Genomic DNA, 22035 nt, shown 5'->3' with positions numbered 1-22035 from the left:
AGCCTACTTACCGGGATTCCAATTCTACTGCTTTCTTGACGGATGCTTTAGCATGACCCAAGACCAACTCCTTATTCTGTTAATTTTAGCGTCCACTATGGTGTTGTTTGTGTGGGGTCGTTGGCGTCACGATATAGTGGCTGCGATGGCCTTAATGGCGTGCGTACTAACGGGGTTAGTTTCACCTAACGATGCTTTTTTAGGCTTTGCACACCCAGCCGTTATTACGGTGGCGTGTGTCTTGGTGTTGAGTCGAGGCTTGCAAAACTCGGGCGCGGTGGATGTATTAACGCATCACGCCATGCCTAAAAATGCAGGTAAAACCTTAAGTTTAGCGGCGTTAGTTGGCATCGGCGCGTTGTTATCTGGCTTTATGAATAACGTGGGGGCGATGGCCTTACTCATGCCGGTAGCCATTCAGTTGGCGGCGCGTCTAGAACTGCCTCCTGGCCAGATTTTAATGCCGTTAGCTTTTGGAACGATTTTAGGCGGCATGACGACTTTGATTGGGACGCCGCCTAACCTGATTGTATCGGGGTTTCGAGTAGAAAATGGTTTTGATGGTTTTAGCATGTTCGATTTTGCTCCGGTAGGAGCCGCTGTGGCGGTCGTCGGGGTTTTATTTACGGTATTGGTAGGCTGGCGTTTAGTACCAGTACGTAAACAGCGGGGCGTAACGGAGTTTGAAACGGGTGCCTATTTAACCGAAGTTCGGGTAACCGAAGAAAGCAAAGCGGCTGGCATGCGGCTACGTGAAATTGAAACCGTTCTTGATGAGGCGAATGCACAGATTATCGCGATGGTTCGTAATGATGTGCGTATTAATGCGCCGGGTTCGCAGCGAGTGGTCAAGGAAAAAGATATTTTGATTATCGAAGCAGACGTGGACGCTTTGGCATCGGTTTTATCAAATTTAGGGCTTAGACTGGAAGAATCTGGTTCATCGAGTGAAGAACAGACAGAAGAAAAAACAAAATCCAAATCTGAAAAATCAACCAAACACACCAAGTCCAGCCAGGTTGAACAATCCAAGTCCGATGAAAATGAGGCCGAACTTACAGAGGACTCGGATAAACCCAGTTCTCAGGATGATGTGGTTTTAATGGAGTTTGTGGTGCGCAGTGACTCAGAAATTGTCGGACGTTCGGCCCGAGATATTCAACTAAGAACGCGTTATGGTTTGAACTTATTAGCCGTATCTCGTGAAGGCGCTCGATCAAGCGCGCGTTTGCGTACACTTCGCATGCGGGCTGGGGATTTGTTACTGATGCAGGGGCCATCTGAAACTTTAACCGAGTTTGCAGCCGACTATGGCTGTGTCCCTTTAGCCGAACGCGAATTACGTATTCCAGATAAACGCAAAGCGATTATAGCGACCGCTATTTTGATCGGTGCGGTCGGCATTGCGGCCTTTGGTATTTTTCCGACCGCGGTAGCGTTTGCCGGCGGGGTATTGGTTTCGATGCTGGTGCGTACTGTGCCACCAACTTCGGTTTATAAAGCCATTGATTGGCCGATTATTGTATTGCTGGCGGCCTTAATTCCGGTGGCGGGTGCCATGCAGTCAACCGGAACGGCGACGTTAATTGCTAACTTTTTATTGCAGAATGTGGCACAAGGTCACAGTGTTTTTGCTTTAGCCGTCATTTTAATTGTGACGATGTTTCTATCCGATTTAATGAATAACGCGGCGACCGCGGCGGTAATGTGTCCGATAGCGGTTGGCACATCGACGGCATTAGGCGTGAATGCAGATCCTTTTTTAATGGCGGTGGCTATTGGCGCATCTTGTGCGTTTTTAACCCCTATTGGTCACCAAAACAACACTTTAATCATTGGACCGGGCGGCTTCCGCTTTGGTGATTATTGGCGTTTAGGGTTACCTGTTGAAATCTTAGTTGTATTAGTGAGTATTCCAATGTTGCTATGGGTTTGGCCGTTATCATGACATTCGATATCGCTTTGGTTTTAATCATTTTGCTAGTGAGCTTGGTGTTTTTTGTCACCGATTGGTTGCGCATGGATTTGGTGGCGTTATTGGTGCTAGTGAGTTTGGCGGTATTTGGTTTAGTCTCGCCGCAACAAGCCGTGAGTGGTTTTAGCAATCCGGCGGTGGTGACGATTTGGGCGATGTTTATTATGAGTGCCGGACTCGCTTATACAGGCTTTGCAGATCGGCTGGGTCGGAAAGTGATGCAAATTGCCGGGCCGAGAGAAGGGCGCATCATTGTGATTTTGATGTTAGTATCAGGCGGTTTGTCGGCATTTATGAATAATACGGGCGTGGCAGCTTTAATGCTACCGGTGGTGGTTGAAGTCGCTAGGCGGACCGGTATTTCCGCTTCAAGATTATTGATTCCATTGGCGTTTGGTAGTTTGTTGGGCGGTTTAATGACTTTGGTGGGTAAGCCGTCTAACCTGTTGGCGAGTATGGCGTTAGAAGAATCGACAGGCGAAGGCTTTGGCTTTTTTGATTTTGCCTATATTGGTTTGCCGATATTATTAATCGCAATTGTTTTTGTTGCTTTAATTGGTCGACATTTATTGCCTAAACAAGACAAAACCACCGAGCAGAATAGTCAGAAAGATTTACGCGCAGCTTATGGCTTGCAAGAACGTATTTTTGCATTACGCGTGCCGGACGACTCGTTGCTAGAAGGTCGCAGCATTGCGCAGTCGGGTTTGGTGACGAGTGCCGGTTTAATGGTGGTGGCGCGCATTCGAGATGGACAAACCCAAGCTTTGCCACTCAAATCCACTCAGCTAAAAGGCGGCGATATTGTGCTGACCCAAGGACGATCGGACCGATTTGAGTTGTTGCGCAGTTGGAGTCAACTCAAGATCGAACGCCAATCGCCGGTTTTACACCAATATTTGTTGGAACAAAACCAATGGGCGGAGGTGGTGATCGCCGAATCCTCGAGCTTAATTGGCAAAACGCTGAGACACCAAGATTTTCGCCAAGCTTATGATCTAAATTTATTAGCCATTCGACGACCAGATCTGGTGCGTCGCACTTATCTATCCGACATGCCGATTGAGGCGGGTTATCATTTATTGATCCAAGGGTCGCCGGATAATATTGCACAATTGGCTAAGCATGAAGACGAGTTTAGTGGGGTTCATTCGATTAACTTGGATGAAGTGCAAGAAATTTATAATCTGGATGAACGTTTGTTTGTATTACGCGTGCCGGAAGACTCAGGTTTAATCGGTAACAGTTTGGCTAAAAATCGCATAGGTGAAGCGTTTGATTTTCGCTTAATGGGCTTATTTCGTGAAAGTAAGGTATTGTCCGAACTCAGTGATGACGAAGTGGTGCGGCAAGGTGATTTGTTATTGATTCAAGGTCGAGAAGAAGATATGGATCGGTTGCGAGGCTTGCAGCAGCTTGAGCGCATGGATGATATTTCGCCTTATTTGGACGTGTTTGATAAAGGCGAATTAGAGCTGATTGAAGCCACCTTGCATCCCCACGGAAAATTGGTTGGGAGGCAGGTTAAAGAGCTGGACTTTGATGAGCGTTATCAAGTGCAAATTGCCGCGGTTTGGCGAGAGGGGAAGTCTTATCGAGCGGGTTTGGACGTGATGCGATTACAAGCGGGAGACGCTTTATTAATTGTGGGGCCCAAACCGAATCTGGCCAAGTTAAACGACAATGCTGATTTGATTATTCTTAATCCTATCCAAACCAAACCGATGGATGCCAGCAAAGCACCCGTAGCGGCTTTATTAATGTTATTTGTAGTGTTGGCGGTGTTATTGGGCTGGTTGCCGATTTATATTGCGGCGATTGCCGGCGCGAGTTTGATGGTGTTGTTGCGGTGTTTAAACATGGAGCAAGCGTATCGCGCGATAGAGTGGCGTTCGATTTTTTTGATTGCTGGCATGTTGCCATTAGGCATGGCGATGGATCAATCCGGCGCGGCCACTTATTTGGCTAATGGTTTATTAAGCTTGCTTGGTGAGGGTAATCCTTGGCTTGTGGTGGCGGGACTGTATTTGATGACCGCAATGGGTATTTTAATGATTCCGGGAGCGGCCTTGGTGTTGATTATGGCACCGATTGCTTTGACATTGAGCACACAATTGGATATTTCAGCTGCCAGCGTAATGATGGTGGTGGCCTTAGCGGCCACCGGTTTAGCGAGTCCGGTATCGCATCCGGCAAATACTTTGGTCATGGGGCCGGGTGGTTATCGGTTTATTGATTACTTTAAAATTGGTTTGCCATTAATGTTGATGATGTTTGTGCTGACGATGTTATTAATGCCAATTTTTTGGCCGCTTTAGTCAGTACAACCCTGTAAGCCTCCACTGTGATACAGCACTATTTTTTGACCGGCTTGAAAGTGGTTTTGTTCAAGTAAAGTGTTAAAAGCCCATACCAGCTTAGCGGTGTAGATAGGATCAAGTAAAATTTGAAATTTCGATTCGAACTGTTTGGTTTTTAACATGATTTCTGAATTTGATTTGGCATAGCCGCCGCCATGAAACTCGGTTAAAAGCCGCCAGTTTTGCTTAGAACTTCCAATCCAGTTTTGAATTTGAGGTTTTAGATAGTCGGCATTTTTTAAACTGGCTATACCCCAAACAGTTTGGTTAGGTGAGGCATATTTTGCTAAGCCGGCTAGGCTACCACCTGTGCCGACGGCACAAAATAAATCGGTCCAACCTTCACACTGTTGATTAAGTTGATTGATCACCTTTTCAAATCCCGCCACCGCGAATTCATTACTGCCACCTTCGGGCAAGAGGTAGGCATTTGGAAAACGTTGTTGTAAAGCGTCTAACCAGGCCTGGTGGTGACGTAAACGATAAGTTTGGCGGTCTAAAAACTCAAATTGCATTCCATGGCGTTGGGCTTGTTTTAAGGTAAGCGACCAGGCCTGGTGGTTGTTTGCCAACTCATCTCCACGAATGAGTCCGATGCTTGACCACCCCCGTTCATAGCAAGCCGCAGCTGTGGCGGCGATATGATTAGAATAAGCCCCGCCAAAGGTGATGAGTTGGGTTTGACCTTGTTTGGCGGCTTGGTCTAAATTTAAACGTAACTTGTGCCATTTGTTGCCTTGAATCAGCGGGTGGTTCAGATCATCACGTTTCATCCAAACTTCGATACCGATTTGATCAAAGCGAGCATCTTCAAGCTTTTGCAAAGGTGTGGTGATTTCTGTTTGGGGACTGGTCATATTTGGTACAATTGCGGCTTTATTCTATTCATTATTAGTGGGTAAATGTCATGGATCCGATGATCGCCAGCTTAGATGTTCTATTTGTGTTGTTAGGCGCTATTTTAGTGTTATTTATGCATGCGGGCTTTGCTTTTTTAGAAGTGGGCACGGTACAGCATAAAAACCAGGTAAACGCGCTAGTAAAAATTATGAGTGATTTGGGTGTGTCCACTATCGCTTATTTCTTTATTGGTTATGGTTTGGCCTATGGCGTGTTTTTAGGGTTTAATCTTGAGAATCAATTAACCCTAGCGATGACGGAAAAATCGGGCTATGACTTGGTTAAGTTTTTCTTTTTAATGACGTTTGCGGCGGCTATTCCGGCGATTGTGTCAGGTGGTATTGCGGAAAGAGCGCGTTTTTATCCACAATTATTGGCGACGTTTTTTATTGTTGCGCTGATTTATCCCACCTTTGAAGGCATAGCCTGGAATGGTAACTGGGGTGTGCAAGGTTGGCTAGAGATGCAGTTTGGTGCGCCATTTCATGACTTTGCTGGTTCGGTTGTGGTGCATGGTGTGGGCGGTTGGATTGCGTTGGTAGCGGTGCTTTTATTGGGCGCGCGTCTAGGGCGATATGATCGTCAAGGTCAACTTAAAAACGCGCATCCGCCATCCAGTATTCCATTTTTAGCCTTAGGCGCTTGGATTTTAACGGTGGGTTGGTTTGGCTTTAACGTCATGTCTGCGCAATCGGTCGCCGGTATTCAGGGGCTTGTAGCGGTCAACTCATTAATGGCGATGGTGGGTGGTATTTTGGCGGCGACCTTTATCGGTAAACAAGATCCGGGGTTTGTGCATAACGGTCCTTTAGCAGGCCTGGTGGCAATTTGTGCGGGTTCGGATGTTATGCATCCATTAGGCGCGCTAGCGACCGGTTTAATTGCGGGCGCGTTATTTGTTAAAGCTTTTGTTTGGACGCAACAGCGTTTGAAAATTGATGATGTATTAGGTGTGTGGCCGTTACATGGTTTGTGTGGTGCTTGGGGTGCGATTGCGGCTGGGATTTTCGGTTCGGCCGCCTTGGGTGGTTTAGGCGGTGTTTCCATCTTCTCGCAAATTATCGGAACCCTATTAGGTTTAAGTTTAGCCGTGATTGGTGGCTTGATTGTTTATGGCTTAATTAAGCTATTTATTGGTATTCGTCTAACGCCTGAACAAGAATATGAGGGCGCAGATATCAGTATCCACCGAATCCGTTCAAACCCGCATCATGATCAAATGTAGTTTATTGCACTTTTTTTGATTTTTTAGTACCAGGGCGGCGCTCGCTCCCTGGTTATTTTTTGGTTTTTTCGGAATAACTATGCGCAAACTTTCTGCAGATCAGCTTTATCGTTTTACTCACATCGATTCTTCGGCTTTTGCCAGCCACTCGTCGGATATTTATAACTTTATGCAACGCTTTCATCCGCGTGCTTATCAGTCATTAAATTTCGGACTTCATTTAAAACGTAATCATAATCACATCTTTATTATGGGCGAGCCGGGCGTAGGTCGTATCGGTATGACCAAAGCGATGCTAATGAAAGCAGCTGAAAATAAGCCAATGCCGGATGATGTGGCACTGGTGGCGGATTTTAAAGAAAGTCCGAAAACCAAGTATTTATATTTTCCAGCTGGGAGTGGTTTTAAGTTTAAAGCCGCCATTGAAAGCTTTATTACGCAGCTAAAGAATCAATTGCCAGTGGTTTTTGATGGTCACGCCTACCAATTACGCTCGCAACAATTGGAACGTAAACTTAGCGCGCGCCAAGAAGAAGTATTAGCGCCTGCATTTGAGTTAGCCGAATCGCTTGGTGTGGATGTTCAGCAGACTGAAAATAATTTCGTTTTACATGCGATTGTCGACGGCGAAAAAATGCGTTTGAGTGAACTTAAATCTTTGGATGATAAGGTGCAAAAGCATTTTACCGAGGCTTTGGATAAGGTGGAGGCGGCTTTAAATGAAGGCTTAACACGTTTTCCGACCATTCAGCATGAGTTTATGGATGCGGGTAAAGAACTCAACACGCAGGTGGCGAGCGAACACATTGAACCCTTGATCCTTAACTTGAAAAAAGACTTTGGTGTGAATGACGAAGTAAACCAGTATTTGGATGAGCTTGAACAAGCCGTGGTCGCCAAGTTGCACTTGTTCTGGGATCAAAGCGCTGACCAGGTTACCACCAGCGGGTCGGCACAAATGACCATGGATGAGATTTTGGCCGAGCAGCAGGGTATGAGCCAGTTCGGGGTCAACTTATTGGTGGATCACCGTGGTTTGAATCACGCGCCGGTGATTTATGAGCAAAATGCCGCGATGCCAAAATTATTTGGTTATGCAATCAACTCGGCGGCCTCAAGTGCATCTGGCGATACTTTGAGTTTGGCGATGAATCATCAGGCCGGTTTGCTCCAAAAAGCAAATGGCGGCTATTTAATTTTAAGTATTCAAGCGATTTTGAAAGACCCTGAAATCTGGTCGAGTTTGAAAGCTTCCCTCATGTCGCGCCAATTGAGTTTTGAGATTCCATCTTCAAACAGCGTCGTGCCTTATCATCTACCGGATTTCCCGCTTGGATTAACCTTAGTGTTAGTCGGCCAGTCGGCGCATTTTTATGCGCTACAAGAAATTGACGCCCAGTTTGGTCGTTTGTTTAAGGTCCAAGTGGAGTTTGAGGTTGAGTTGGAACGTACGCCGGATCATGAGTTGGCTTTGGCGCAGCAGTTAGCGAGTGAAATCGAATCTTGGGAAGACTTGCCAGTCGATTTATCCGCGTTTGAGCGTTTGATTGAATACGCATCACGCATGGCGGAAGACGAAAACCGTCTTTACACCAATAAAGCCATTTTGCGTGATGTATTGGCGGAAGCGAATGCGTTTGCACGCGCGAATAATGAAGACAAGGTTACGCGCGAAACGATTGAATCAACACTAGCGCAGCATGAGTTTCATACCGGTTTAATGGAAGAATATTACCACCGTGCGATTGTTGAGCAGCAAGTGTTGATTTCAATGCAAGGCGAGCATATCGGGCAGGTGAATGGTTTGACGGTATTAACCGTTGGGCGTCAGTCATTTGGTCAGCCGGTTCGTATTACCTCGCAAGCTTCTGCGGGTGATGAAGGTGTGGTGGATATTGAGCGTGAAATTGAAATGGCCGGACCTATCCACTCCAAAGGTATGTTGATTTTATCAGGCTATGTGCGTGGCCGTTATATGCGTTATCGCGCGCTAGGCTTTAGTGCTTCAATTGTCATTGAGCAGAGTTATGAAGGCATCGAGGGTGATAGTGCGTCGTCAGCCGAGTTATATGCGCTATTGTCTGCGATAGCTCAAGTGCCGATGCGTCAAGATTTGGCGATGACGGGTTCGGTTAACCAGTTTGGCGAGATTCAGCCAGTTGGCGGCATTAATGAAAAAATTGAAGGCTTCTACAAAGTTTGCGCCGCGCGCGGTTTAACCGGCCAACAAGGTGTGGTAATTCCTGAAGCGAATGCGCGACATTTAATGTTGAATGATGAGGTCCGATTAGCCGTCGAGCGTGGCGAGTTCCATATTTATGCGATCAGTCACGTAGATGAAGGTTTGGCGTTATTTAGTAACTTACCTGTGGGCGAAGCCGACGAGCAGGGTGAATTCCCAGATGGCAGCTTTAATGCCAAAGTGATGCATGCATTAGAGCGGATGAATGAAAAAGATCGAGATGAGCACCGCGATGATCATCGCTAATTCGTTTTGTTGGGTTGAAGACTAAAGCACCAGGCCTGGTGCTTTAGATGATTAAGCAGGGTTTTAAGCGTTAAGCCATGACATCAATTAAGCTGCCGAGCATTTCATCACTGGTTTTGATTACTTTAGCGTTGGTTTCAACTAGGTTGGCATCCAGCTTATGCATAATCAAAGGTTCAGCTTTATCCGGCACATTTGGGCTGGCAATTTTTTGACTGTTTAACTCAAGGTTTTTAAGTCCGGTTTGTATGCCTGTGTAGGCATTGTGCATTGCCGATCCAGAAATATTCATATCAATATCCTTAATTTCATGCCTGTATAATCCTATCTTAAAACCGCTTAGGCTAGAAAACAAGTCATTATTTAGTTGCCGCTTTAGTTGGGTTAAGCCAACTTAGAGTGCATTGTTTAATGGGTTCGCGTTTTCAGCATCGTCTTCGTTTTCTTGTTTGGCTACGTAAGGATCCGTGCTAATTTCATATTCAATAAAAATAGGCGCATATCGATCACTACCGACTCGATCTACTGTAATGCGAACCTCGTCATCTTGCCAAACAAACGAAGCATAACTTGGTAAGCCGTTCAAACTTTTTCGAATCACTTGGTTTGGCTGACCATAGGTTTCGATGAGTTGGCGTGCGACCTGTTGGGTTTCCACGTCTCGATAATCGTTATTAAAGTGGTTGCCAGAGCGGCGTAAAAGTCGTTTAGCGGAGACCACCTTGCCATTCGCATCATAGCGAAACTGCACATAATAGCTGTCACGCAAATTGGAGTAAGCAAAAAATTTGTCCATGTTATGGTGGTCTGCCGTCGCTCGATCCTGTTTAAAACCACCTAGGTTATTCAAATGCGCACGTACTGATTTCATATCGGCTTCGGTTAGCTTAATGCCTAATAGTTCAGCTTGTTCAGGTGGGGTTTGGGCTAGCGCAATAGGAGACATTAACCAGCCCAGCCAGCCCAGATTAAAAACCAATGCCCATTTAAATGAATTTAAAAACATGCGACTCATCCACTAATTTCTTTAACTAAAGACGTTATCGGCTGATCTAGATAATCCTTAAGCAAGGGTAACGCGTCACCCATTTTAATCCTGAGAGATTTTTCGCTGGCTAAGGGCGCTTCGTACTGGTGAAGTTGATGACGCATGACAGCCGCATTGGCATCAGAAGGATCTTGGTTGAGTTGTTCGCGCTCTGCAATCCGCTGTTCAGCTAAATCTTCATCCGGTTCTAGGCTGATAATTAAATAAGGGCGTTGAGCTGATTCAGCCATTTCGATAAAACGTTCACGGTGTTTGGCTTGCAAAAAGGTCGCGTCGGCCACCACGCTTAATCCCGATTGTAAAGCTGATTGGCAGGCCTGGTATAAGGCTTGATGAGTGGCTTGATTCATATGCGGACTGTATAAAACGGATTTTTCAGCATCTGAAACTCGTGTAGTGTTTTGGATGCCATATAGGCGTTTACGTTCGCGATCCGAACTGATCACCAAGGCGCCGAGTTGCTGATGAATTTGTTCGGCATAGTAACTTTTGCCCGAGCCCGATATGCCTTGCATAATAAACAGGGTGGGGTTAGCTTGGTGCAAATAGGCATAGTGTTCGGCTAAATCAATATAAGCCACCATGGTGTTTAAAACATAACGCGCTTCGGCGGATTCTGGATCGAGTTGTTGATAACGTAAACCGGTGATTTTGGCACGCACTAACGCGCGATAGGTTTGATAAAAACGCAAAAGCACCAGGCCTGCATAATCGCCAGTTTGTTGTAAGTAGCGATTTAATATTGATAAGGCCAGCGCGGGTTTTTGACGATAATCCAAATCAATCAACAAGAAAGCCAGGTCACTTAAGGTATCAATCCAACGAAATTGATCGTTAAATTCGATGCCGTCAAATAACACGGGTTGATCGTCAATCAGCGTAATGTTGTCGAGGTGCAAATCGCCATGACAAGCACGCACATGGCCTTGTTGTTGACGTTGCTCAATCATTGGGGCTAATAGCGTGTGCTGGTTGCGAGTCCAAAGTTCTAATTGGTTGAGTCGGTTGCGTAAGGCTAGGCAGTCGAAATCAGCCTGTGTGGTTTTAAGGTGCGGGCAATCCAACAAAGCCATAAGAGAAGGGAAGTTATCCGTCATGGGTTCCAATACACAAGCTGGCGAGCCTAAAAAATCGCCCGCCGGGATAGATTCAGCTTGTTGGTGGAGTCGAGCGATGGCCAAGGCTAATTGACTGACTTGTGAATTCGATAAGGCCGTGTGTAGCAAATAACGGCTGAGCACTTTTTCGGGATCAAATTGATTCATCTTGACCAAGTAATCGGCTACCACCAGGCCTGGTTGTTGTGTCCAACTGATTTGATCGGGTTGTTGCGGGTGTTGATAAACTGGAACCACGCCTAAATAAAGCTGAGGTGCGGTGCGACGATTTAGTTCGACCTCCATCTCACAAAATCGTTGGCGCTGTGCCAGCTGAGTAAAATCTAAAAAACCAAAGTTGACGCGTTTTTTGAGTTTATAGGCATATTGACCGGTTAAAAACACACAGGAAATATGAGTTTCAATGCGCTGCACCTGTTCGCAATTTTCTGAAAAATTCGTGGGCTCACTCAGCCAATTAATTAGGGCTTGGTTAGCCTGGTTTATTGAGGTAATGCTCATACTTCGATCATGCCTTTTGCGGGAACCTTATGTAAATCCCAGTGGGTTATCGCCCAGCGCCAAATTTCATTTAAGCTGGCGTATTTTAATTCTAAAGGCGGGGATTGATTTAAAAAGTCTAATACTTGCCATATTTGCATAACCGCTTGGTTTGTATCAATCGCTGGGCTGTGTGCCGATTTGCTATATTTTATCTGCTGTGGCGTAACCGCAACCGGGTGGTGGCCGTACTTTAGTGATTTGTCAGCCAAGGCTTGGCAAATTAAGGTTTGGGCGAAACAGCTTTGCAATAAATCCGAACCGCGAATCACATGCGTCACGCCTTGCGCCAAATCGTCCACTGCACAGGCCAAATGATAACCCATATAACCATCGCGGCGCTTTAATACAAAATCGCCCAAGTCTTTTGAAGGATTGATGCTTCGATCGCCCTGAATTAAATCCGTTAGGCTCATAACATCATTTGGCACTTTAAACCGAACCGCATATTGATCGGATGGCGTTAAGCCACGATCACGGCAATAACCGTCATACAGGCCGTCTGGGTTGCGCGCGAAAATTTGTTTGCGTGTGCAATCGCAACAAAAGGCGTGTTGTTGCTGAATGAGTTGGTCTAATGCCTGAACATAGCGGGATTGAGATTGGGATTGGGATTGAGACTGGTATAAAACATCACGATCCCATTCAAACCCAAAGGCGTCAAGTTGATGCAGGATCTGCGATATGGAAGCGGTCACAACTCTAGGTGTATCGACATCGTCAATACGGACTAACCATAAACCCTGATTCGATTTAGCATCCAGAAAACTGGCGGTGGCGGCAATGAGTGAACCAAAATGAAGCGGCCCCGATGGGGTCGGGGCAAACCGTCCGACATACGTCATGAGGCGATTTATGCAACGCCTTGTTTTTCACGAATCTCTTGTTGACGCTTCATTTCAACAGTCATATCAGCGGTAGGGCGCGCTTCCATGCGGCCTAAACCAATTTCGTCACCACTGATTTTGCAATAACCGTAATCACCAGTTTCAATTTCTTTCAGCGATTTATCAATTTTGGAAATCAATTTACGTTCACGATCACGTGTACGCAATTCCAACGCAAATTCTTCTTCTTGGGTCGCACGATCGTTAGGATCGGCTGGGGTGGAAGAATCACTTCGCAAATGGGTTACGGTTGTTTCCGCTTCATTAATTAATTGTTTTTTCCACGCTAAAAGCTTGTTACGAAAATGCGCTTTCATGTTCGCACTCATGTATTCTTCACCTTCCTCTGGAACATAGGGAGGATAATCTTCAATAAAGCTGCTTGACTGTTCCATAGAACTCTCCAAATTTTCTTATTTTTATATCAAGTTTAATCGATGTGACTACTAATAAATATCGGCAATCAAGCCAACTTTTAAACTTGACGACGTTTTATATCAGGTTTTTTTCGTCACCACAAGCTTAAAAAATTCCAAAAATTTCAATTAAGTGGTAGAGGATTGGTTGCTTTCGTTTGCCAAGCTATTAATAAAGCTTGAATTTAAGGTGTTTTTAACGCAAAATCCGGGCGTTTTAATCAAAATAGAGGAATATTTTATGGCTACATTAGAAGCCTTATTGTTTGATGTGGACGGAACCCTAGCGGATACCGAAAAAGACGGGCACCGTGTCGCCTTTAATATGGCCTTTAAAGATGAAGGACTGGATTGGGAATGGAGCGAAGCTTTATACGGTGAACTGTTAGCGGTGACCGGCGGTAAAGAGCGTATCAAGTATTATCTTGAAAAATTTAATACCGACTTTGAAAAGCCCGCTAACTTTGACGAGTTTGTTAAAGGTTTGCATGCCTCTAAAACCAATTTTTACACCCTGTTAATGGCCGAAGGCAAGATTCCTTTACGTCCAGGTGTCGAGCGATTAATTAACGAAGCACGTGACGCGGGTATGCGTATTGCGATTGTTACCACTACCACACCCGAAAACGTCACCGCTTTGTTATCAAATACTTTGGGTGGCGAATCGATCAAGTGGTTTGAAGTGATTGCGGCAGGCGATATCGTACCAGCCAAAAAACCAGCGCCAGATATTTACGATTGGGCATTAGAACAAATGAATTTAAAGCCAGAGCAGGCGATCGCGTTTGAAGATTCACGTAATGGCATATTGTCTTCTAAAGCTGCAAATTTGAAAACGATTATTACCATTAATGGCTACACCGCCGAAGATGATTTCTCAGAAGCCGAATTGGTACTAGATCAAATGGGCGAGCCAGATCAACCTTTTCAAGTGTTGTCGGGCGATGCAAATGGCCAAACTTATCTAGACTTAGCCCTAGTCAAGTACGTCCACCAAGCTTAATCCTGCCTAACCACCAGGCCTGGTGCTGCTACCAGGCCTGGTTCTTTATATTTTTTTTGTAAAAACTCATTGAACTTCCTATCAAATTCGTCTACTTCGACCTAAATTGGCTTCAAAAGATAGTTCAGCAATGACAGAGACCTTTTCAGCTTTATTATTTGAGTGTCAGTGCGCAGGCGTTGCGAGTCCTATGATGACCAGTATAAGAGAAGTTTGACTAGTAAATTTTGTCAAATCAGGCATAATGCCCGCCTGAATATATGCTTTAGTATTTATGCCTATATTCTGTATAAAATTTATAATATACGAGGAAGATAGATGAAAAGTAATTTGATTTTGGGTGGTGTTTTGTCTCTTGGCTTAATAATCTCGGCTCCTGTGTTAGCTGCTGAAAAATGGTATGTTGGTTTGGGTTTAGGTTCTGCCGGGTATGAAGATAATGCTGAGAAGAATTTAGATAGTATGTGGACATATCATGAAAGCAATTTAGAGTCTCTAGGTATAGCGGAAATTGAGCAAAAGCCTTCTGGAGTTTTTAACATCTATGCTGGTCAATGGTTAACAGACTCACAAGGATTTGAGTTTGGCTATTTGGGGGTTAATAGTGTTGAATCTGATGGTACAACTGAAAGCTGGAATTACGCTGTTCGGTACGATCTAGATGGCTCTACGGATGTCTTTTATGCGGCTGCACTGCTAGCCAGCAAATTTGAAAATAAGTCTAGGTTATACGCGAAGTTAGGGTTTTATCATGCAACCACAACTGAAAAAGTAAAAATTAGTGGCCGTGATACAGGCATTCAAATTTATAGTAATTCAGAGAATAATAGTAACCTTGGTTTTTTACTTGGGTTTGGTTATAACTATGAGATAAATGAGAAGTTTGGCTTTAGAGCAAATTACGACTATTTTCCTTCAGCGCTTGATGGTGATTTGTACGAAGGCAACATTTCAGCCTTAACACTTAGTTTGAACTACAAGCTTGATTAACCCCCGCCTATAACTACCAGGCCTGGTGCTTCTACTAGGCCTGGTTTTTTATATGTTTACTTCTTTTCCAGTGCTTGTCCTTTAAATTCAATACCTTGCCAGCCGGTTTTCATAAAGTTACGAATGTTTTGATGATCTTCGCCATTTGGATGGAGTAGCACATCTTGGGTGTAAAAATCACCAAATGCATTTAAGGTGTCGGTTTCACATAGTTGATGAAGTTTAGCGAAAGCGAAAATTTTGCACGAGCCGTTATTGGTGTCGGCTTCATTTAATAATTCGCCATTTTTGAAAGCGGTGGGAGTGAAATTGTATTCAGAATCAATAACATCCATCACTTGTTTAAAATCCACAGGGTGTCGATTCAGCGCGGCGATTAAGTCTTCAAGCGTCATAGTGTGTTTCCTTGAATGGTAGTAGGGTTAATCAAACAGGTCACGCCAAAAGCGGCCGACTGTGAAATTGGTTTAGCGATTGTAGCGGGCAATCTTAAAGCGCGCAACTGGCACCAGGCCTGGTTGTGTGTGCCACCGCCCACCGCATAGAGTCGGTTGAGCTTCGGTGCGCCGAGTGATTTGAGCTTGCGATAGGCCAGGGATTCGACTGAGACTAGGCCTTCTATTAAAGCCTGTAAAAGTTGTATGTCGGTATGGGTTTTGGGGATGATGGGTTGTAAATTGGGGTCTGCAATTGGAAAACGCTCGCCCGGTTGGTTGAGTGGATAGCAGGCTAAACCGGTTGGTTTTTGTAGGTTTAACTGTGGAATTAGTTGTTCTAACTGGTCTAAACTAAAATGCGCTAATAATACCGCGCCGCCGGCATTGGATGCGCCGCCAACTAACCATTTATTTTTTAGTTTGTGGCTGTAAATGCCATATTCCGCCGTAAATAAAGGCGTATCCGACAATTGTTTAATGGCCAGTGTTGAACCCAGTGCAGTGACCGCGTCGCCAAGTTGATTGGCACCCGAGGCCAAAAAGGCCGCGATGCTGTCTGTCGTGCCAGCAAACACCTGACAATTTTGCTTGAAGTTCCAGCGTTTAACCAGTTGTTCCGTGACTTGGCCGATGAGTGTACCGGCGGGTACAACGTTTGGTAACTCAAATGGACACAAATCCTTCACCCAATCCGGCCAAGCTTGTTGAATGGAGTCATAGCCAAGTTTTAGCGCATTATTTTCATCGGTGACACCGAGCAGACCGCACAGTTGGAAGTTGACCCAATCAATTTGGTGTTGAATTTGTGCTGTATGAGGATGATGATCGGCCAACCATAATGCTTTACTCAAGCTGCTATTGGCACCCTGTGCAGCCGAGTTTTTGGGCGCGTGTTTTTGAACGATTTCAGCTTTAATTTGCGCTCGGCTGTCGTCGTACATCAAGGCATTGCATAGGGTTCGTCCTTGTGTATTGCTTAATAGTACGGTGGAAGAGGTCGCATCGGCAATGACTTGATTTATATATGGTGTGTAGCCCGCTTGATTGATCTGGTCAAGCAAGTCGTTAAAGGCGTTTAGCCAAGCCGATGGATTTTGCTCACTTTGCCTGTCTTTACGTTCTGGAAAGGGAAGCGTTACATTAAATTGGTGGATTTGAGTCTGGTCGCGCACGATCGCTGCCCGAATACCACTGGTACCCAGGTCAATACCGAGTATTAAATTGTCATAAATGGCATTTTTCATATGAGGCTAAATTTGAGTATTGGCATCCAATAAGCGTATTATCAATACAGAGGGTTGTGTAAAAGGAGTTTAGCATGAATGCACATTCTCAGCCGTTGGGTTCGTTGCTACGAAAACGCGTTATTTTCGCTTTTATTATCTCGTTGATCGTGTCTTTGAGCGTGACGGGACTGATTTCCTTTGGCTTGATTTTTTATCTGCTAGGAGATGCCGCAAGCTTTGAGGCGGTGGTCAATTATCAAGTGTCTATTTTTATTATCCCGTTGTTTCTTATCGTGTTTGTCATGCTGTTCTTTTTGATTTCTAATGCCTTAATTCGTCCGTTTATACGTGAACACTTGGTGCGTCCCTTGCGGAGTTTGAGCTCTGAAATCAACATCATGCGATTTGATGATGTTTCTAAAATGGTCCCTAAAAATTACAAAGTCTATGAAGTTGAAAAAATCTATCATGCTCTCGAAACACATATTCAAGATTTTCATAGTATGTATGATAAGTTTGATGCGCTGATGTTGACCGAACACAAAACCGGTTTGTTACGTCGGGCGCATTTGCATGAGTCTTTACGCCATGAAGTGTTTTTGGCACAACGCTTTAAACGTATTTTTTCGATCGTGATCGTTAAAATCAAACAGCTTAAAGATCCAAGTCACACGGCAGACGAAACTGTTCAGTCTTTTACGCAACAATTAAAATCCAGTACCCGAAATATAGACATGCTTTTTTACATTAGTGATCGTTTGTTTATATTGGTAGCGCCTCAAACCGGTTGCGAAGAAGTCAATATCTTGGCATCTGAACTGGCTAACAGGATTCAGAAATCACACCGTAACGAGCAAGATTTTAGCTGTCAATTTGAAATTGGGTGTGCCACTTATGGAGAAGCCCAAGGCATCACACCTAATGAGTTATTACATTCGGCGATGAGAGATCTCCATCAAATTATGCCTTCGGTGCAAAAGAATTTAAGCTGAATGATCATAAGGGGTGTAGAACATGTCAGCTTAAATTCATCCAATCTGAAAGGTTTCGTAATTTTGCTCCCAGCCATAGCGTTCCCCTTTATAATATCGACTTTCAATTAAGCTAGAACATCACAGTAGCCCTTCATGCGCTTAAAACTTATTAAAATTGCCGGGTTTAAGTCTTTTGTTGAAACCACTCGATTGGTTTTAGCCAGCGATTTGGTCGGCATTGTTGGGCCGAATGGTTGCGGCAAATCTAATACGCTCGACGCGGTGCGCTGGGTAATGGGGGAAAGTTCGGCGCGCGAGTTGCGCGGCGGCGATATGAACGATGTGCTGTTTAATGGTACCGATAAACGTAAAGCTGTCAGCCAATGTTCGGTAGAACTGATTTTTGATAACGAATCCGGTCTGGCGGGTGGTGCTTATGCCAGTTTTGCGGAGATTTCGGTTAAGCGCGTGCACCATCGTGAAGACGGCACCCAATACTTCTTAAACCAGCGCAAATGCCGCCGTCGTGATGTGATCGATTTGTTTAATGGCACCGGCTTAGGGCCGCGAAGTTATGCCTTAATCGGGCAGGGCAATATCAGCCGCATTATCGAAGCCAAACCCGAAGATATGCGGGTATATTTTGAAGAAGTGGCTGGGATCGGGCCCTATCGTTCACGTCGCAAAGAAACCCTATTACGTTTAGAACGCACGCGTGAAAACCTGGCGCAGCTTGCGGTGCTCAACGAAGCTTTAAGCGATCAAGCCCATCACCTTTCTATTCAAGCTGAAAAAGCGCGCGATTATCAACAAGCCTCCCAGCGTCAACAAGTACTAGAGAAAAGCCTGTATTATCAGCAATGGCAGAGCTTACACCAACAACTCGATCAAGCTCAGACGCAATTGCGCGATGCCGAAAAAACCTTTGCTAATTCCAAAGCTAACTGGGATAAAGCCCAAACCGCATGGATTTTAGATCGCCAAAAACTGCCGGCTTTGCAAGCCGAGGTCGATCAAGCTGAAGCGGAGTTCCATCGCCTGGATAAGCTGGTCGATAAACTGCAGCAGCAGCAAAATTTTGCCGATCAACAAGCCCAGCAATGGCAAGCCCAACAAAGCCTGAATCAACAACAGCAAGCGCAACGTCAAGCGCAACTTGAAAGCTTGCATGCTCAGTTTCAACAAACGGAAGAAGACGCTGAAGCCTTGTTGTACGAGCAAGAACGCCTAGACGAAGAGTTGGAGCATTTGGAGCAGGCCTGGTCGTCGCAACAAGGTTTAAAACAACAACAAGAACAGATTCAACATCAAGCGCATTGGCAAACCCAACAGCTCGAACAACGCTTAAAGCAAGCGCAGCATGAATTGGCGCGCCACGAGCAAAGCTTTGAGCATTTGCAACAACAAATTGAGTTGACAAACGATAGCTTGGATCGAGTAAAAGCGTCAGCCGGAGACGATCAAATAACGGATTTAAGTGCGCAACAAGCGCCACTTAAACAAGCTCAACTCGACTTATCCGAGCAAATTACGCAAGCCCAGCAAACTTTAACCGAAACCGAACAAAGACTAGACCAAACACGTCAGCAAAGCCGACAATGGCAAGCTGAACAGCAACGATTGCAAAGCGAACGACAAGGCTTGCAAAAACTCCAGGCTAGTTTGTTAAAAGGCTTGGAATCAGACCAGGACAGTGTATTACAAGACTATGCTGGTCAATCATTGCTGAACTGTTTAAAAGTTGATGCCGAATGGCAGTTGGCGGTAGAAGCTTGGCTGGGAGCTCGTATTCAGGGCGTGATTCTAGACCAGGCCTGGTCATTCGAGGAACATGCCGATTTACCCAGCTTGCCATTATTAGCTTGGGAAGTGACTCAGAATGAATGGCCTGAAGACATAAGCCACACCTTAGCCAGCAAAATCCAACAACCAGGCCTGGTGAAAGCGTGGGCTAGCTCAATTCGCTTGCGCACCTCTCACCAAAGTCTGCAAGCCGACTTAGCCGAACTCGACCACCAGGCTTGGTTGATTGACCAATCCGGCGTGCTTTATGCCAAAAATGCGATTGTTCAACCGACCAGTTCATCGCTGGATGGGGTATTGGAGCGTCAAAATCAAATTGATGAACTCTTGCAATTTGAGCAAACCATTCAGCAACGTTTAAGCGAAGCTGAACCCGATATAGAAGCCCTGATTCAGCAACAGCAGGCTCAGCAACACGCGCTTGAAGTCTTAAAAGCGGAACATCAGCAAGCCGAGCGCGAATGGCAGCGGTTAGACGATCAGCGTCAACATATATTAAGCAATCAGCAAAAGAATCAAAAAACCCTAGAGCATTATCAAACCTCATTAAATGAATTGGCACAGAAACAGGCGCAATTGCAAAAACATAAACAAGATTTAACGTTTGATATCGAGGCGTTAGAAGAGCAACTTGAACTTCATTCTGAGCAGGAAGATCAGGCCGATCAAACCCTGGCAGAAACTCAGCAAAAACTGCAACCGATTCAGCGTGATCGCGAGCGAGTTCAATTGCAGTTGCAACGTCTAGAACAGCAGGTAAATCAAAATCAACAAAGCCAACAAAATTTGCGTTTTCAAACCCAGCAATTGCAACAACAGTTGACCCAAGACCAAATTCAAGCCGACTTAGTGGCGCAGCATTTAGCCAGTTCGATCAAAGTCGATCCACAAGAACTAAGTCAACAGCAAAGCCAATTGGAACGCGTGAGCGGGCAGCTGGAGTTACTGCAAAGCCAATTGATTAAACAGCAACAAGTGACCGAAGCGGCACAACTAGAGGCCGAAACGGCGCAAGCCGCACATCATCAAGCCGAACAAACTTTAGTTACCTGTCAGTTGCACTTGCAGAATGGTCAGCAGCAGATTCAAACCCTCAAGAAAACGCTAGAGTCGGAAGGTTTGGAAGCGCACGAACTGGCACAAATTCGGTTTGAACAAGAAGACATCGATCAACTCGAAACCGAGTTAAAGCAGGTTAAATTGCATTTAACCCGATTGGGTGCGGTCAATATGACGGCGATTGAGGAATATGATGAAGTCAGTAGCAAATTGGAGGCTTTACAACACCAAGTAGCCGACTTGGAATCGTCGATTGAGACACTTGAAGAAGCCATTACCACGATTGATGAAGACAGTCGCCAGCGTTTGGTCGAAACCTTTGAGCAGGTTAACCAATCATTTAAAAGTTTATTTCCCAAACTGTTTCAAGGTGGTGAAGCCAGTTTATCTTGGCAAGATCCACAACAGGATCCACTGGAAGGCGGGGTCGTGGTGATGGCTAGACCGCCCGGAAAACGTAATGCACGTATTCAGCTTTTATCTGGTGGTGAAAAAACTTTGGCGGCCTTGGCACTTATTTTTGCGATCTTCGAACTCAAGCCTGCACCTTTCTGTATATTGGATGAAGTCGATGCGCCACTGGATGATTCGAATGTTATTCGGTTCTGTGGGCTAGTCAGAAGCCTATCGGAGAAGGTACAATTCATCTTTATTACACATAACAAAACCACCATGGCGTTAGCAAAACACTTAATCGGGGTCACGATGCACGAGCCCGGAGTCTCAAGACTCGTTAGTGTTGATTTAGAAGCGGCCGTGGAGATGATAGGAGAGTCGGGTCAATGAATGAGTTACAGCAAGTATTGCTGGTGTTTGCGGTTATTGTGGTGGTGGGCTTGTATTTATTCAGCCGCCAGCGCAACCAAGAGTCTGGACAAGACCAAGATTCAAGTCAAGATCAGGCTGACTCAAACATCTCATCGTCTAATGATCCCTTAGAGACGGTTGATCTGCCAGATCAACCAAATTCGCATCCGACTCAAACTACCTCAACATCTCCTAGAGCAGATGCGGTTGCCGGTTTTGAGCCGGAAGATTATGTACCCGAAGCCCAAGCAAAATTGCCGTTTGGGGAGGACTTTGAATTAACACCCCCTAATATTGAACCAGAAGTCGAAACCGATGACACGCAACCAGAGGAGCTTGAACTAACTCAACCAGGCTCTCTAACACCGCGTCCACCTCAGGTATTTGCGATTTTAGTCTTGTCATCACATCAGGAATTCTCTTTAAACCAAGTCAGCCAGACCTTAAGGTCAATTGGATTAAGTTTTTCAGACAAAGGCACCTTTGTTAAAAAAACCAATCAAAAGATTACGTTGCAAGTCGCCAATATTATGGAGCCGGGCTTATTTCCGGCTGAGCCAGTTGAAGGTTTAACCACACCCGGCGTTGCATTAATCACTGAGCTGCCTTGTGCTGTGGTTGGTTCTAAAGCGATTGACGATTTGATTATGACGGCTCGTCGTATCTCTCAGCGTTTGAATGGCCGTATGTATGACATGCAGCGTCATTTATTGCGTGAATCCGATTTGCAGGCGATGCGTGAAGCGGCCTCAGAATTTGAAGCGACGAAAACCTAACCT

17 protein-coding genes are annotated in these 22035 nt (G+C 45.2%); 9 read left to right on the top strand and 8 right to left on the bottom strand.

What is annotated here, in order from left to right; translation table 11 throughout:
* Positions 1–52: 52 nt before the first annotated feature.
* Together N746_RS0106155 and N746_RS0106150 are read left to right on the top strand one after the other, a co-directional pair.
* Positions 53–1948 carry an SLC13 family permease gene (locus tag N746_RS0106155; RefSeq protein WP_029934862.1) on the top strand — a complete coding sequence of 632 codons (1896 nt, stop codon included), beginning with the start codon at positions 53–55 and terminating at the stop codon, positions 1946–1948.
* Complete coding sequence (locus N746_RS0106150; RefSeq protein ID WP_029934856.1) at positions 1945–4293, top strand: SLC13 family permease; 2349 nt, start codon at positions 1945–1947, stop codon at positions 4291–4293. The genes N746_RS0106155 and N746_RS0106150 overlap by 4 nt, the downstream gene beginning before the upstream one ends.
* Here N746_RS0106150 and N746_RS0106145 read toward each other — a convergent pair.
* Positions 4290–5192 carry a 1-aminocyclopropane-1-carboxylate deaminase/D-cysteine desulfhydrase gene (locus N746_RS0106145; protein ID WP_029934854.1) on the bottom strand — a complete coding sequence of 301 codons (903 nt, stop codon included), beginning with the start codon at positions 5190–5192 and terminating at the stop codon, positions 4290–4292. The genes N746_RS0106150 and N746_RS0106145 overlap by 4 nt on opposite strands.
* Positions 5193–5242: 50 nt before the next feature.
* On the opposite strand from N746_RS0106145, the gene N746_RS0106140 reads away from it, so the two are divergent.
* The gene (locus N746_RS0106140) at positions 5243–6460 is read left to right on the top strand and encodes an ammonium transporter (RefSeq protein ID WP_029934853.1); all 1218 of its coding nucleotides are present in this window, start codon (positions 5243–5245) and stop codon (positions 6458–6460) included.
* Positions 6461–6539: 79 nt separating this feature from the next.
* On the top strand, positions 6540–8948 hold the full coding sequence (locus N746_RS0106135; protein WP_029934850.1) for a Lon protease family protein: 2409 nt from the start codon (positions 6540–6542) through the stop codon (positions 8946–8948).
* A gap of 70 nt (positions 8949–9018) precedes the next feature.
* On the opposite strand, the gene N746_RS0106130 is transcribed toward N746_RS0106135, so the two are convergent.
* The 5 genes from N746_RS0106130 to dksA all read right to left on the bottom strand — a co-directional run bounded on the left by N746_RS0106130 (position 9019) and on the right by dksA (position 12936).
* Positions 9019–9240: a hypothetical protein gene (locus N746_RS0106130; RefSeq protein WP_029934849.1), complete on the bottom strand. Its 222-nt coding sequence runs from the start codon at positions 9238–9240 to the stop codon at positions 9019–9021.
* 102 nt (positions 9241–9342) lie between these two features.
* Complete coding sequence (locus N746_RS0106125; protein WP_162173031.1) at positions 9343–9954, bottom strand: hypothetical protein; 612 nt, start codon at positions 9952–9954, stop codon at positions 9343–9345.
* A gap of 5 nt (positions 9955–9959) precedes the next feature.
* Complete coding sequence (locus N746_RS0106120; RefSeq protein ID WP_051678546.1) at positions 9960–11615, bottom strand: bifunctional aminoglycoside phosphotransferase/ATP-binding protein; 1656 nt, start codon at positions 11613–11615, stop codon at positions 9960–9962.
* Entirely contained in the window at positions 11612–12499 is an 888-nt protein-coding gene (gene gluQRS / locus N746_RS0106115; protein WP_029934843.1) for a tRNA glutamyl-Q(34) synthetase GluQRS, read from the bottom strand. The genes N746_RS0106120 and gluQRS overlap by 4 nt, the downstream gene beginning before the upstream one ends.
* A gap of 8 nt (positions 12500–12507) precedes the next feature.
* Positions 12508–12936, bottom strand: coding sequence for an RNA polymerase-binding protein DksA (gene dksA / locus N746_RS0106110; protein ID WP_029934842.1), 429 nt, complete (start codon positions 12934–12936; stop codon positions 12508–12510).
* Between the two features lie 262 nt (positions 12937–13198).
* Between dksA and N746_RS0106105 the strand changes: the two genes are divergently transcribed.
* Together N746_RS0106105 and N746_RS0106100 are read left to right on the top strand one after the other, a co-directional pair.
* Positions 13199–13960 (top strand): HAD family hydrolase, encoded by a 762-nt coding sequence (locus tag N746_RS0106105; RefSeq protein WP_029934840.1) that lies wholly within the window; start codon positions 13199–13201, stop codon positions 13958–13960.
* Positions 13961–14278: 318 nt separating this feature from the next.
* Positions 14279–14950: an outer membrane beta-barrel protein gene (locus N746_RS0106100; protein WP_029934838.1), complete on the top strand. Its 672-nt coding sequence runs from the start codon at positions 14279–14281 to the stop codon at positions 14948–14950.
* Positions 14951–15006: 56 nt separating this feature from the next.
* On the opposite strand, the gene N746_RS0106095 is transcribed toward N746_RS0106100, so the two are convergent.
* Both N746_RS0106095 and N746_RS0106090 read right to left on the bottom strand, forming a co-directional pair.
* Positions 15007–15345, bottom strand: a complete 339-nt coding sequence (locus N746_RS0106095; protein WP_029934837.1) for a HopJ type III effector protein — start codon at positions 15343–15345, stop codon at positions 15007–15009.
* Positions 15342–16631: an FGGY-family carbohydrate kinase gene (locus tag N746_RS0106090; protein ID WP_051678545.1), complete on the bottom strand. Its 1290-nt coding sequence runs from the start codon at positions 16629–16631 to the stop codon at positions 15342–15344. The genes N746_RS0106095 and N746_RS0106090 overlap by 4 nt, the downstream gene beginning before the upstream one ends.
* Positions 16632–16705: 74 nt before the next feature.
* Between N746_RS0106090 and N746_RS0106085 the strand changes: the two genes are divergently transcribed.
* The 3 genes from N746_RS0106085 to N746_RS0106075 all read left to right on the top strand — a co-directional run bounded on the left by N746_RS0106085 (position 16706) and on the right by N746_RS0106075 (position 22032).
* Positions 16706–17605 (top strand): GGDEF domain-containing protein, encoded by a 900-nt coding sequence (locus N746_RS0106085; protein ID WP_029934833.1) that lies wholly within the window; start codon positions 16706–16708, stop codon positions 17603–17605.
* 135 nt (positions 17606–17740) lie between these two features.
* On the top strand, positions 17741–21235 hold the full coding sequence (gene smc, locus N746_RS0106080; RefSeq protein WP_029934831.1) for a chromosome segregation protein SMC: 3495 nt from the start codon (positions 17741–17743) through the stop codon (positions 21233–21235).
* The gene (locus tag N746_RS0106075) at positions 21232–22032 is read left to right on the top strand and encodes a cell division protein ZipA C-terminal FtsZ-binding domain-containing protein (RefSeq protein ID WP_029934829.1); all 801 of its coding nucleotides are present in this window, start codon (positions 21232–21234) and stop codon (positions 22030–22032) included. Before smc ends, N746_RS0106075 begins: the two co-directional genes overlap by 4 nt.
* Positions 22033–22035: the final 3 nt, after the last annotated feature.

The sequence above is a fragment of the Thiomicrospira pelophila DSM 1534 genome (assembly GCF_000711195.1).
In the GTDB taxonomy this organism is placed as follows: Bacteria; Pseudomonadota; Gammaproteobacteria; order Thiomicrospirales; family Thiomicrospiraceae; genus Thiomicrospira; species Thiomicrospira pelophila.
This window is presented reverse-complemented; position numbering and strand designations above follow the sequence as displayed.